This window comes from Streptomyces sp. NPDC054047 (assembly GCF_055585065.1).
The window spans coordinates 159,487-172,286 of record NZ_JBVJKV010000011.1; the positions used below are offsets into that span (position 1 = coordinate 159,487).

10 protein-coding genes are annotated in these 12,800 nt (G+C 71.8%); 6 read left to right on the top strand and 4 right to left on the bottom strand.

The genetic code is table 11. The features are described from left to right. Positions 1-34: 34 nt before the first annotated feature. Entirely contained in the window at positions 35-2,812 is a 2,778-nt protein-coding gene (locus ACZ6ZP_RS33040) for an FG-GAP-like repeat-containing protein (RefSeq protein ID WP_469409460.1), read from the bottom strand. A 261-nt stretch (positions 2,813-3,073) separates the two neighbouring features. On the opposite strand from ACZ6ZP_RS33040, the gene ACZ6ZP_RS33045 reads away from it, so the two are divergent. The 4 genes from ACZ6ZP_RS33045 to ACZ6ZP_RS33060 all read left to right on the top strand — a co-directional run bounded on the left by ACZ6ZP_RS33045 (position 3,074) and on the right by ACZ6ZP_RS33060 (position 7,162). Further along, complete coding sequence (locus ACZ6ZP_RS33045; protein ID WP_469409462.1) at positions 3,074-3,946, top strand: hypothetical protein; 873 nt, start codon at positions 3,074-3,076, stop codon at positions 3,944-3,946. Positions 3,947-4,064: 118 nt separating this feature from the next. Beyond that, a complete protein-coding gene (locus tag ACZ6ZP_RS33050; RefSeq protein WP_351172858.1) occupies positions 4,065-4,652 on the top strand; it encodes an RNA polymerase sigma factor in 588 nt (195 codons plus the stop codon). A gap of 792 nt (positions 4,653-5,444) precedes the next feature. Then, positions 5,445-6,110, top strand: a complete 666-nt coding sequence (locus tag ACZ6ZP_RS33055; RefSeq protein ID WP_469409464.1) for an RNA polymerase sigma factor — start codon at positions 5,445-5,447, stop codon at positions 6,108-6,110. After that, positions 6,110-7,162 carry a hypothetical protein gene (locus tag ACZ6ZP_RS33060; protein ID WP_469409466.1) on the top strand — a complete coding sequence of 351 codons (1,053 nt, stop codon included), beginning with the start codon at positions 6,110-6,112 and terminating at the stop codon, positions 7,160-7,162. Before ACZ6ZP_RS33055 ends, ACZ6ZP_RS33060 begins: the two co-directional genes overlap by 1 nt. A gap of 256 nt (positions 7,163-7,418) precedes the next feature. On the opposite strand, the gene ACZ6ZP_RS33065 is transcribed toward ACZ6ZP_RS33060, so the two are convergent. Continuing rightward, entirely contained in the window at positions 7,419-8,300 is an 882-nt protein-coding gene (locus tag ACZ6ZP_RS33065; protein ID WP_399983527.1) for a L,D-transpeptidase family protein, read from the bottom strand. 133 nt (positions 8,301-8,433) lie between these two features. On the opposite strand from ACZ6ZP_RS33065, the gene ACZ6ZP_RS33070 reads away from it, so the two are divergent. After that, entirely contained in the window at positions 8,434-10,014 is a 1,581-nt protein-coding gene (locus ACZ6ZP_RS33070; RefSeq protein ID WP_469409469.1) for an acyl-CoA mutase large subunit family protein, read from the top strand. 123 nt (positions 10,015-10,137) lie between these two features. Beyond that, positions 10,138-10,791, top strand: coding sequence for a leucine efflux protein LeuE (gene leuE, locus ACZ6ZP_RS33075; RefSeq protein WP_399983522.1), 654 nt, complete (start codon positions 10,138-10,140; stop codon positions 10,789-10,791). Positions 10,792-10,821: 30 nt separating this feature from the next. Here leuE and ACZ6ZP_RS33080 read toward each other — a convergent pair whose 3' ends face one another. Continuing rightward, on the bottom strand, positions 10,822-11,286 hold the full coding sequence (locus ACZ6ZP_RS33080) for a MarR family winged helix-turn-helix transcriptional regulator (RefSeq protein WP_469409471.1): 465 nt from the start codon (positions 11,284-11,286) through the stop codon (positions 10,822-10,824). Between the two features lie 33 nt (positions 11,287-11,319). Continuing rightward, a complete protein-coding gene (locus tag ACZ6ZP_RS33085; protein WP_469409473.1) occupies positions 11,320-12,780 on the bottom strand; it encodes an FAD-dependent oxidoreductase in 1,461 nt (486 codons plus the stop codon). Positions 12,781-12,800: the final 20 nt, after the last annotated feature.

Sequence of the window (12,800 nt, forward strand, 5' to 3'; positions counted from 1 at the left end):
CGGCGCGTAGGACCGTTTCGGGGACCGTCCGCCGTTACGGCGTCAGCAGTTGGCCCAAGTGAGCCGCCGCCGGAGTTCCCAGCTGCGTACGGCCGTAGTACACGGCGCCCGTCGTCGAGACGCCCGATGCTCCGCTGTCCAGTTGGAGGATCGTGCCGTTGCCCTCGTCCTCTCCGTCCACGCCGATCGCCAGATCCGCGCGGCCGTAGCCCGACAGGTCCGTCAGGAGTACCGAGGAGCCCAAGCGGTCCGCCGACTCCGTGGAGCCCGTGATGCCCTCCGTGTCCTGCGAGAAGGCCTGCGCGCCCGTGCCCGTCAGGCCCGATGACGAGCCCTTCAGGAGGAGCGACGTGCCCGCGTCCTTCCTTGCCGCACCGGAACGCGTGATGTCCTCGTTCGGGGCGCCCGCCAGGACGTCCGCGTAACCGTCCAGGTTGAAGTCGCCCGCCGAGACCGACCAGCCCATCGCGTCGCCCGACTCGGCGGCGCCCGGGACTCCGGACGTGTCCTGGTGGACCGTCTTCATGCCGGTCGTCGTGAAGCCCGTCGACGTGCCCGGGACCACCGTCACCTGGCCGCCCGCGAACGCGCCCGACTCCGCCGTGTACGGCTGGCCGATGACCAGGTCGTCGTAGCCGTTGCCGTTCACGTCGCCCACGGCCAGCGAGCGGCCGCCCTTGACCGTCAGCGAACCGACCCTGCTCAGGCCCGTCTTGGTGCCCTTGAACCACTGGACGCGGCCGACGCCCGACTGGTCGCGGTAGTTCAGGGCCACGTCCGCGTAGCCGTCACGGTTGAAGTCGCCGGACGCCGCATCGGCGTACGAGATGGCTCCGTCGCCCGACGTGAGGTCGCCGCCCACCTCGATGCCCGCCTTGAAGCGCGCCGCCCAGCTGCCGCCGGTGCCGGTGGCCGCCGCGAAGACGTCCGCCTTGCCGTCCGCGTTGAAGTCGCCGACCGTCACGGCCGAGCCGAACTTGGCGCCCGGGTAGTGGAAGTCGTCCCCCAGCTGCATGTCCGTGCCGGAGTCGAAGGCCGGACCGTAGAGGATCGTGACCGCGCCGCGGTCCTTGTTCGTGGCGTCGTCCTCGCCGGGGGCGCCGATCGCCAGGTCCGCGTGGCCGTCGCCGTTGATGTCGCCCCAGGCCGTGGCCGCCGCCCAGTTGTCGCCCGCCTCTGAGGCGCCGGGGACTCCGGGGCTCGACTGGGTGAGGGTCTTCTTGGAACCGGCCACCGGGCCGTCCAGGCCGCCGGGGACGATCGTCAGGGTGCCGACGCCGCCCGAGGCCTTCGGCGTGCCCGCCACCAGGTCCGTGATGCCGTCCCTGTTGAGGTCGGTGGTGGGGATCGCCGAGTTGCGGCCCGCGCTTGCCGCGTAGCGGCGGATCTCGCCGAGCTTGGAGTACAGGTTCTTGCCGGGGCAGAGGGTCGCGAAGCCGTCCCGGTGGCCCGAGATCGTGTTGAGCGACGGGGTGTCGCCCTTCTTCCACACGCCCGTGTCGTCGGCCGCCGTCAGCGTGGCCTTGCCCTGCGGGTCGCCCCCGTACTGGCCCAGCTTCCAGGCCGCGACCCGGGAGACCGACTCCAGGGCGGCGCGCGTCGGCTTGCCCGCCTTCTTGTACGTCTCGCCCGGGGCCGGGTTCTCGTTGCCCTCGAAGTCGCCGAGGACCGCGATGCCCGCGGACTCGCCGTTGAAGCCGTACGTGTGCGCGCCGCGCACCGGCAGGTCGGTGCCACCGCCGCGGCCCTCGAAGACCTGGCCGCACTTGTCCACGAGGAAGTTGTAGCCGAGGTCGTTCCAGCCCTCGGTCTCCACGTGGTACGTCATGACGCCGCGGACCAGGGCCGCCGACTGGGCGCAGCTGTAGTCGTTCGTGCCGACCGTGTGGTGGACGAAGACCGCCTTGACCTTGTCTATGTACTCCGGCGGGTCCTCGACCTGCGACTCGTCCGCGCCCCACGCCGCCCTGCTGATCATCGGCGGCTTGGTGACGGTGGACTCCGGCGCCGGCGGAACTGTGGGCTCCGGGTCGGGGGACGCGGGGTCCGACGGGGTGGGGGACGCGGGCGGCTCGGTGCCCGGGTCGGTGGGCTCCGGCGACGTGGGCGCCTCCGAAGGGGCCTCCGAGGGGGCCTCCGACGGTACGGGCGACGCCGGCTCGCTCGGCTCGGGCGAGTTCGGCGGCACGGTCTCGTCGGCGTACGCCACGGGCGCCATCGCCGAACCGTCGAGCGCCGGGTTCTTCGCCTCCTTGGCGGTCACGCCCGGGTCCACGAGATTGACCTCAAGTCCCTTGGGCAGTGCGGCACTTGTGGTGCCGTCCGCCGCGACCACGCGGACCTCCACGCCGTCCGACGGGCCGACCCACAGCGGCTCGGACGCGGCCCGCATGCCCGCCTCGGCCTTCTCGGGCAGGTGCAGCTCCAGGTCCAGGTGCTGCCAGCCCGTCCACTCGGCGCTCTCGACGGAACGCGTACGGACCTGGGCCGTGCCCTCGAGCTCCTTCGTCACGCCGGTCCACGAGACGCCGAGCAGCGAGAACTGCTCCGTCGACGTGCGCGGCAGCTCCCTCTCCTTGGCGCCGTCGGCCTTGAGCGCGATGTCGTGCACGCTCACCGGCCGCTTGCCGCGTGCGACGTCGCCCGGCTGATCGCCGGTCGAGGAGTCCGCCATCGCGTACGTGACGGCCCCCGCGCCGCCAAGGACGACGGCCCCGATGGTCAGCCACGCCCTGCGCTTGAGACTCAGCGGCCGGTACGCGTGCGTGGTTCGCGCTGCTTCGCGCGGTTTGCGCGGGCTCAAATGCCCCACCCCTTAGCGGAATTGCCGGTTCAACCGGGTTGACCAAAGCGAGTCCGTACGACTGCCTGCCGACGAAAACGGTTGTACGGCGGTGGGCGAAATGTGACGTGACGTATCCCGCACTCCCGGGGTGTGACATATGCACTGAGCATTGCGCTGGACCACGTGACAGCTGTGAACGAGGAGTGCGGACGAGTGCGGGTGGGGGACGTGGTTTCTGTGGTGGGGAAGAGACGCCGGTGGGCGCGGGGAGTCGCCTGCTGTCTCGTGATGGGAGCGCTCGCGTCCTGCGGTGGTGGCGGGGGGAAGGTCTACGAGGGGCTGGTCGAGCGGACGCCGAAGGCACCGGCGAAGCCGGCCGACGAGGTGCGGGGCGGGCGGCTCGCCGCGGAGGCCATGGGGCTGCTCAGGGAAGCCGATTCGCTGCGCATCGGGGTCGAGATGAACTCCCCCAAGGGGCACCGGGAGGTCTCCGTGCACCTGGACCGCGCGAGCAACTGCACGGGCACCTTCGACTCGGGGCCCATGCAGCAGGGCGAGTTGGTCATGGTCGGGGGCGGGGACGCGTACATCCGGTTCTCGGACGAGTCGCTCGACGCGATCCGGGACGCCGCCGTGTCGCGCGGGCCGCAGATCGCGGCGCAGGCCAGGGAGCGGACGGCGCTGGCGCGCGGCAAGTACCTGAAGCTGCCGAAGAGCGGCGGGAGTTCGGGCTCGGGAGGCTCGGGAGGCTCGGGAGGCTCGGGAGGCTCGGGAGGCTCAGGGGGCGCGGGAGGCTCAGGGGGTTCGGGGGTCGCCTCGCCGGCGAACATGTGCGATCTCGACAAGGTGCTGGGGCAGCTGGGCGGCGGCTCGCCCTCCGACATGGAGGACGCGCGGGCCCTGCCGGACCGGCGGTGGCACGGGGAGAAGGTCACCCCGCTCGCCACGACGGACAACGGGCACGACATGACGGCCTATCTGGCGGCGGGCGACAAGCCGTACATCGTCGGCATGACGCAGACGCGGGGCGACGAGCAGATGGAGATGCGCATGTCCGACTACGACAAGCCGGTCGCCGCGCACGTCCCCGACCCGTCCCTGGTCCTGGACCCCGGGGCGCTCGGCATGGGTGTCGGCGGGGGCTCGCTGTTCGAGGTCTGAGGGTTCGGGGCTGAGGCCTCTGCCGTCCGCGCCTGTGACATTTCTGTGCGGCCTGGCGCAGCTCAGCGTGGGGGCATGGACACGGTGAGCTGTGTCGTATCGGTACGGATGGGAAAGCGTGGGCCGAGGAGGGGAACCCCGTCGCGCACGGGCGCGGGACGAGGAGCTGGGCGCCGCGGTCGCGCGGGCACAGGAGGGCGACGAGGCGGCTTTCGCTGCCGCGTACCGCCTGGTGCAGCCGGGGCTCATCGGCTATCTGCGGGGTCTGGTCGGCCGCGACGGCGAGACCGCGGAGGACATCGCGGCCGAGGCTTGGCTGGAGATAGCCCGCGATCTGGGGCGGTTCCGCGGCGACGGGGCGGGGTTCCGCGGCTGGACGGCGACCATCGCGCGCCACCGGGCTCTGGACCACCTGCGGCGCCAGAAGGTCCGGCCGCGGCCGTCCGCCCTCGAACAGGACATGCTGGAGATTCCCGGGCCGCACAGCACGTCGGAGCAGGCGCTGGAGTCGATCTCCACGGACCAGGCCCTCGCGCTGATCGCCGGGCTGCCGCGGGACCAGGCGGAGGCGGTGCTGTTGCGGGTCGTCGTCGGCCTGGACGCGTCGGCGGCGGCGCGGGTGCTTGGCAAGCGCCCCGGGGCGGTGCGGACTGCTTCTTACCGGGGGCTCAAGCGGCTTGCGGAGCGGTTGGGGGAGTCGGGGTGAGGGGGCCGCGGGGGCTGCGGGGGGCGGGGGAGCCGCGGGAGCCGCGGGAGCCGTGGGTGGATTCCGGTGAGCCCCTTGCTGCGCTTCTCGCGGAGGCGATGCGGGCCGAGGGGGTTGACGCTGAGGCGCAGCGGAGGGCTGTCGCGGCGTTCCGTCTGGCCCGCCGGGCGGGGACTTCGGCGGGGGCTCCGCGCCCTCGGGACGACTGGCGTTGATTCCGGCTGCGGGTGTGCGGGGGTTGCTCGCGCAGTTCCTCGCGCCCCTTCGCCGGCTTTCGGTTGGTTCTCGGGTGCGGGTGGGTGGGGGTTGGCCGCGCCGTTCCCCGCGCCCCTTTACCGGCTTTCGGTCCGTTCTTGGGTGCGGGTGTGTGGGGGTTGGCCGCGCCGTTCCCCGCGCCCCTGACGGGGCGTCCCGTTAGGGGCGCGGGGAACTGCGCGAGCAGCCACAGTCGACCCGCAGACGGAATGGGCGGTGCCAATAGTTGAGGGGGCCGGGGACCAACCCCGGTGGGGCGGAGCCTCGGGGGGAACTTCCGGTAGGCCCCTGCCAAGGTGAGCGGCCGGGGTCGCCACCCCCCACAGGAGAGACCCCGGCCGTCACGCGGACGGACCGCACGCGGCCCGTACTCCCTTCAGCGCCGCGCGTGCGTTTTCTGTCACACCGCGTTCTGTCACGCGCTAGTTGCACGTTGTACCAAACATGGACGCGGGCCCACTTCAGCCCGTAGCGTGCTGCTTCGCGCCAGGCTGCGGGGGCAGGACCGCGACCGGTGTAGGCGCATAGGGAGTAGTTGTGCTGGGGGACGACGCGGAACTGACCGCCGCGGTGCTTGCGGCGCAGGACGGGGACGAGACCGCGTTCCGGACTGTGTACCGCGCCGTGCACCCGCGGCTGCTCGGCTACGTACGCACGCTGGTCGGAGACCCGGACGCGGAGGACGTCGCGTCCGAGGCCTGGCTGCAGATAGCCCGGGACATCGATCGCTTCAGCGGCGACGCGGACCGGTTCCGCGGCTGGGCCGCACGCATAGCGCGCAACCGCGCGCTCGATCACATACGTATGCGGGGCCGCCGCCCGGCGATAGGCGGCGACGAGACCGAGCTCACCGGGAAGCCGGGCGAGGCGGACACCGCGGACGAGGCGATGGAGTCCCTCGCCACCGGCGACGCCCTCGCCCTGATAGCCCAGCTCCCGCAGGACCAGGCGGAAGCCGTCGTGCTCAGGGTGGTCGTCGGCCTCGACGCCAAGAGCGCGGCCCAGACGCTGGGCAAGCGCCCCGGCGCGGTCCGCACCGCCGCGCACCGCGGCCTGAAGCGGCTCGCGGAACTGCTCGGCGCGGACGGCCCGCCGAGCGAGGGCGCGCTGGACGCCGTACCGCCGCAGAGGGAGCCGCGCGGGCGCACGGTGACGTCCGCCGGTGTGACGCATTCGCGTTCCCGGGCGCAGAAGGACATGTGATGGCCGACGAGGACTACAGGTGGCTGGACCGCGACGCGGCGGAGCGTTTGCTGAGCGGTGAGTCCATCGACGGCACCGACGATCACGCGCAGGAGCAAGCCGCACAACTGGCCAAAGCCTTGGCCGCACTGGCAGCGGACGACCGCGCGGGCTCCGTCGTACCCGCCGACGTTTCCTCCGAACTCCCTGGTGAAGCAGCTGCGCTCGCGGCGTTCCGGGAGGCTCGCGGCCCTAAGGCACGAACCGCTTCTACGCGCGTGGGAGCGGGCGAGACGGTGCATATCGGGCGCTCGGCCGCGCCCCGGCGCCCCGCACGCTGGGCCCGCCCCCTGCGCTACGGCCTCGCCGCCGTGTTCGCCGGCTGCATGATCGGCGGAGTCGCCGTCGCGGCCGGTACGGGCGTGCTCCCCTCGCCGTTCGGTGACCGGGAACCGCCGGGCCCCGCGGCCTCCGCGTCGTCCGTCGCGTCCCCCGAGCCGCTCACCTCCCCCTCGGGCGGGAAGAGCGGCACTCCGGACGTGGAGCCCGACGACGCGACGACCACCCCGGAGGACCCCGCGCGCACCCCCGGCAGCAGCAGCGCGCCGCCGAAGGACGCCGAGGAGACCGAGGACGCGTCCAAGGGCGGCACGGGCACCGCGCAGCCCGGCTCCGGCGATCCGCAGCGCGAGGACGAGGCCGGCGACTGGTACCGCAAGGTCGTCTCCGCCTGCCGCGACTACCGCAGCGGTGAACTCCAGGGCGAGAAGAGGCGCCGCCTGGAGGAGGCCGCCAAGGGACCGCGCCGGGTGACCGAGTTCTGCGGCCGCGTCCTGGACGGATCGGGCGGCGACCGCGAGAACAGCGGCAACAGCGGCAGCGGCGGCAGTGACGACGACGGCGGCAAGGGCGGCGACTCCGACAAGGGCGACGGATCGTCCGGCGGCGGCAACGACCACTGGGGCAACGGCGGCAGCAGCCCCGTCCCGCCGATCGTGGTCCCCTCGGTGTCGCACCCGGCGCCGACCCCGACCGCCTCGTACAGTGCGCGGCCCGTGCCGTCGAGGTCCTGACCTGCTCGGAAACCCCGTTTGCCGCGGGTGTGACGTTTTTTGAGGCAGCGGCGCAGTAAGAAGTGAGCCGACTGGTCATCGGCCCGCGCACGAGCCAGGGGTTCCCCCCGTACCTTTGGCTCAGTGCCACCAGCGTGGGCGGGAGACGTTCCCCCGATCCCGCCCACGCTGATTAATCTCCCCACCGCCCGAGCGCGGACCGCCCGAGCGCGGACCGCTCGTGGCTCACCGCAGGTGGCGGACCACTGGTGGCGGACTACTTGTAGACGACGACCTTGTCGCCGTTCTTGACCTGCGCGAACAGACTCGCGATCTTCTTCTCGTCCCGTACGTTCACGCAGCCGTGCGAAGCGCCGTTGTAGCCGGTCGCCGCGAAGTCCGTCGAGTAGTGCACGGCCTGGCCGCCGCTGAAGAACAGCGCGTACGGCATGGAGCTGTCGTACAGCGTCGAGACGTGGTGGCGGGACTTCCAGTAGACGGTGAACGTGCCGTCGCGCGTGGGCGTGTACTGCGAGCCGAAGCGCACGTCCATCGTCGACACGACCTTGCCGTCGATCATCCAGGTCAGCGTGCGGCTCTCCTTGCTGATGCACAGGGCGCGGCCGGTCAGGCAGGCCTTGGCGGGCTTGGACGGCGGGATGCCGCCCCCGGAGTAGAGCTCGTACTTCGTCGGCTCGCGCGTCATGCCGAGCAGCCGCTGCCAGGTCACCGTGTCCGTCGTGCCCGTGCCCGGCAGACCGCGCTTCTCCTGGAAACCCCTGACCGCGGCGGCCGTGGAGTCGTCGTACGTGGCCGTGGGGTCCGCGTAGATCCACTGGATCTGCCGGAGCCGGGCCTGGAGTTCCCGCACCTGGTCGCCGCGCTGGCCGGGGGCGAGCAAGGTCTTGGGGGCCGGCTTGGGGGCCGGTTCCTGTGCCGGTTTCCCGTCCGATGTCCCCTCCGAGGTTCCCTCCGATGTCCCCTCCGGCTTCCCGGACGCCGTATCAGGGTCGCCCTGCTTCGTCTTCGTGGGGGAGATCCGGATCGGCTGATCCTGCCCGTTCGCACCGTCGGCCTGCGCCTTGCACCCGCCGACCAGGGCGACCGCGAATACTGCCCCCACGGCTATCGCACCTTTGCGCACAATGACCCCCGCCATCGCTCGACCGCTCACCGGACTCGCCGGGAGTGTTCCCCGCGAGTGACCACCCCTGAACGTTGCCCCATGCTGGAGTGGGACCGCCATACCGGACAGGTAACGGAGAAGCATCTCCGGCAGGAGGCACAGAGCGATGGCGCGTGAGTCGGAATCCGGGCTGCCCGTCGAGCCCGTGTACGGCCCGGAGGATCTCGACGGCTGGGATCCCGCGACGAAGCTGGGCGCTCCCGGCGCGTATCCGTACACGCGCGGCGTGTACCCGTCGATGTACACCGGCCGCCCGTGGACGATGCGCCAGTACGCGGGCTTCGGCACGGCCGTCGAGTCGAACGCCCGCTACAAGCAGCTGATCGCGAACGGCACGGCGGGGCTGTCCGTCGCCTTCGACCTGCCCACGCAGATGGGCCACGACAGCGACGCGCCGATCGCGAGCGGCGAGGTCGGCAAGGTGGGGGTCGCGATCGACTCGATCGACGACATGCGGGTCCTGTTCGGCGGCATCCCGCTGGACAAGGTGTCGACCTCGATGACGATCAACGCCCCGGCCGCCCTGCTGCTCCTGATGTACCAACTGGTCGCCGAGGAACAGGGTGTCGAGGCGGGCGAGCTGACGGGCACGATCCAAAACGACATCCTGAAGGAGTACATCGCGCGCGGCACGTACATCTTCCCGCCCAAGCCGTCGCTGCGCCTGGTCGCGGACATCTTCAAGTACTGCCGGGCCGAGATCCCGAAGTGGAACACCATCTCCATCTCCGGCTATCACATGGCCGAGGCGGGCGCGACGCCCGCGCAGGAGATCGCCTTCACCCTCGCCGACGGCATCGAGTACGTCCGCACGGCGGTCGCGGCGGGCATGGACGTGGACGACTTCGCGCCGCGCCTGTCCTTCTTCTTCGTGGCGCGTACGACGCTCCTTGAGGAGGTCGCCAAGTTCCGTGCCGCACGCAGGATCTGGGCCCGCGTGATGCGCGAGGAGTTCGGCGCGAAGAACCCGAAGTCCCTGATGCTGCGCTTCCACACGCAGACGGCCGGGGTCCAGCTCACCGCCCAGCAGCCCGAGCTGAACCTGGTCCGGGTCGCGGTCCAGGGCCTGGCCGCGGTGCTCGGCGGCACCCAGTCGCTGCACACGAACTCCTTCGACGAGGCGATCGCGCTGCCGACCGACAAGAGCGCGCGCCTGGCCCTGCGCACGCAGCAGGTCCTGGCGTACGAGACGGACGTGACGGCCACGGTCGACCCGTTCGCCGGGTCGTACGTCGTCGAGAAGATGACGGACGACGTCGAGGCCGCGGCCCTCGAACTCATGCAGCGCGTCGAGGACATGGGCGGCGCGGTGGCCGCCATCGAGAACGGCTTCCAGAAGAACGAGATCGAGCGCAGCGCCTACCGCATCGCCCAGGAGACCGACTCCGGCGAACGCGTCGTGGTCGGCGTCAACCGCTACCAACTCGACGAAGAGGAGCCCTACGAACCGCTCCGCGTGGACCCCGCCATCGAGGCCCAGCAGGCGGCCCGTCTAGCGAAGCTGCGGGCGGAGCGCGACCGGGCGGCGGTGGACGCGGCGCTCTCGGAGCTCCGGGAGGCGGCCAAGGGGGACGCGAACGTCCTCTACCCGATGAAGGACGCGCTGCGGGCGCGGGCGACGGTGGGCGAGGTGTGCGACGCGCTGCGGGAGGTGTGGGGGGCGTACGTGCCGACGGACGCGTTCTGAGGTCCCGACATTCCGGCCTGAGGTCTTGAGATCCTGAGGTCCTGAGGTCCTGAGGGGAGATGCGGTGTCCGATGTGCGGACACCGCATCCGCTATGTCGTACGCGCGTGCGAGACTCCGCCCCATGCTGGGTGTCACCGATCTTCCGACCTATCTCGCGGGCCTCGCCCTGATCATTCTGCTGCCGGGGCCGAACTCGCTGTACGTGCTCTCCGTGGCCGCGCGCAAGGGCGTACGCACCGGCTATACGGCCGCGGCGGGCGTGTGGTGCGGCGACGCGGTCCTGATGACGCTGTCGGCGGCAGGTGTGGCTTCCTTGCTACAGGCCAATGCCGTGCTCTTCGGGATCGTGAAGTACGCCGGTGCGGGGTATCTGACCTGGCTCGCGTTCGGGATGCTGCGGGCTGCGGTGGCCATGTGGCGGACGCGGCGCGAGCCGGTCGCCGAGCAGGAGGGCGCGGAGGCGGGAGCCGCCGCGGAGCGGCCGTTCCGCAGGGCGTTGGTGATCAGCCTGCTCAACCCGAAGGCGATCCTCTTCTTCATCGCCTTCTTCGTGCAGTTCGTCGATCCGGGGTACGCCTACCCCGCGCTCTCCTTCCTCGTGCTCGGCGCCTTCGCCCAGGTGGCGAGCGTCCTCTACCTCACCGCCCTGATATTCAGCGGCACCAGGCTGTCGGCCGCGTTCCGCCGCCGCAGGCGGCTCTCGGCGGGAGCCACCTCGGCGGCGGGCGCGCTGTTCCTCGGTTTCGCGGCGAAGCTGTCGCTCGCCGGCGGGTGAGCTCAGGGGCCGGGCTCAGTGGGGCCGGGCTCAGTGGTGCCAGGCTGATCCGCCCACGTTGTGGATCATCCGCTGGAGCACCTTGAGGGTGCGGACGTACTCCTCGTCCGGGATGCCCGCGTGGATCTGCGCGCGGGTCTTCTCCTGGCGCGCGGCGGCGTCGTCCCGGAGCGCGCGGCCCTCGTCGGTGATGCGAAGGCGCCCGTCGGCGCTCTTGGTGAGCAGGCCGCGCTCGCTCAGTGCGCGGATGTCGTGCTCCAGGGAACCGTCGCCCACGTTCAGGTAGCCGCGCAGGGTGGCCACGACGGCCGCCTTGTCGCGTCCGTCGTCGGCGACGATCTGGTTCAGGATCCACCACTCGGGCTGCGTGAGCCCGAACTCGGCGAGCATGGTGCGGATGTGGTGGACGACGGCCTCACCGGCGGCCGATGCCCAGTAGCCGATGGGCTGGGTGATGAGGTCTTCGTCGCTGTGGGAGTACGTGAAAGTGTCCATGCCCAGAAGGTAGAACCTCAAGTTTGCTTGAGGTCAACTGCCTTCGTGGATCAGCCTGATGTAGTCCGTCAGGCCCGTCGCGTCCTCGCCCGCCCAGCCGACGTACCCGTCGGGGCGCACCAGGAAGAGGCCCTTGCCGTAGGGCGCGTAGGCGTCGATGCGCCGGACGTGCACCAACTCCTCGTCCAGCGGCGGGAGTTCCGCGTCCGTGCCGACCGCGAGGAGCGTGCAGTGCGGGCCCCTGAAGGCGTCGAACAGCCGCCCCGTGCCGCACGGCCCGTCCGGCGCCCGGTCGCCCGCCCGCAGCGCCTCATCCGGGAGGCCGGTCCGGGTCTCCACCGACAGGGAGCTGTCCCGGTAGCCAAGACCCAGCTGGCGCGTGGCCGCCCCGCGCCGCTCCTCGCCTCGGTGGATGCGGGTGGACAGGCCCAGCATCCGCGCGGCGTTGGGCAGCCGCTCGGCCTCGTACGTGTCGAGGAGGGCCGCGGGTGCGCCGCCCCGCAGGACCGCGCCCAGCTTCCAGCCCAGGTTGTACGCGTCCTGCACGCTGGTGTTCAGGCCCTGCCCGCCCGCCGGTGAATGCACGTGCGCCGCGTCCCCGGCCAGGAACACGCGTCCCTCGCGGAACCGGTCGGCGAGCGCCGCGCGCGGCCGGAAGTCGGAGGCCCAGCGCACCTCGGTCACCTCGTCGGCGGTCAGATGCGTCCGCGCGGCGACGACCTCGCGTACGCCGTCGAGCGAGGTGTCGGGGGCGGTCCCGGCCGGGAACTGGGCCGTCAGCTGGAAGTCCGGCGTGCCCGACAGCGGGCAGAGCGCCAGGAAGCCCGCGCCCTCGGCGGTGGGCGGGAACATGTGCCAGTTGTCGCGGTCCAGGGTGGGGATGCGGACGTCGGCGACCAGGATCGGGTTCGGGTCGACGCTCTCGCCCGTCATGCCGATGCCGAGCGCCGCGCGCACGGTCGAACGGCCGCCGTCGGCCGCCACGGCGTAGGCCGCGCGGACGGTCCTGCCGTCCGCGAGGCGTGCGGTGACGCCGCCCTCGTCCTGGGCGAGGCCGGTCAGCGCGGCGCCGAACTCGACCTCGGCGCCGCCGAGTTCACGCAGGCGGGCGTGCAGGATCTCCTGCGTGCGCCACTGGGGGAGCATGAGCGGCCGGTCGTAGGGGGCGTCCAGTGTCGGCTGGATCTCCTCGAACATCCGGTGCTCGCCCTGCCGCTCGCCGTCCTGCCAGACCATGCCGACCGGGTAGGGGCCGCCCGCGGCCTCGGCCGCCCCGATGACGCCGAGGTCGTCGAAGACCTCCTGGGTGCGGGGCTGGATGCCCTTGCCACGGGAGCCGGGGAAGAGGGTGTCGGCCCGCTCGACGACGAGGGCGCCGACACCGCGCCGTGCGAGGTCGCAGGCGAGGGTCAGTCCGGTGGGCCCGGCGCCCACGACGAGTACGTCGGTCGTGACAGCCACGGCAGGGCTGTCCTTAACGCTGTTAAGTTCCATGGGTCGGAGCCTGCGCTTAA

Excerpts from the sequence above, each read along its gene's own strand:
- ACZ6ZP_RS33045 (WP_469409462.1), top strand. The coding sequence starts at position 3,074 with ATGGGAGCGCTCGCGTCCTGCGGTGGTGGCGGGGGGAAGGTCTACGAG.
- ACZ6ZP_RS33060 (WP_469409466.1), top strand. The coding sequence starts at position 6,110 with ATGGCCGACGAGGACTACAGGTGGCTGGACCGCGACGCGGCGGAGCGT.
- ACZ6ZP_RS33065 (WP_399983527.1), bottom strand. The coding sequence starts at position 8,300 with ATGGCGGGGGTCATTGTGCGCAAAGGTGCGATAGCCGTGGGGGCAGTA.
- ACZ6ZP_RS33070 (WP_469409469.1), top strand. The coding sequence starts at position 8,434 with ATGGCGCGTGAGTCGGAATCCGGGCTGCCCGTCGAGCCCGTGTACGGC.
- leuE (WP_399983522.1), top strand. The coding sequence starts at position 10,138 with ATGCTGGGTGTCACCGATCTTCCGACCTATCTCGCGGGCCTCGCCCTG.
- ACZ6ZP_RS33080 (WP_469409471.1), bottom strand. The coding sequence starts at position 11,286 with ATGGACACTTTCACGTACTCCCACAGCGACGAAGACCTCATCACCCAG.
- ACZ6ZP_RS33085 (WP_469409473.1), bottom strand. The coding sequence starts at position 12,780 with ATGGAACTTAACAGCGTTAAGGACAGCCCTGCCGTGGCTGTCACGACC.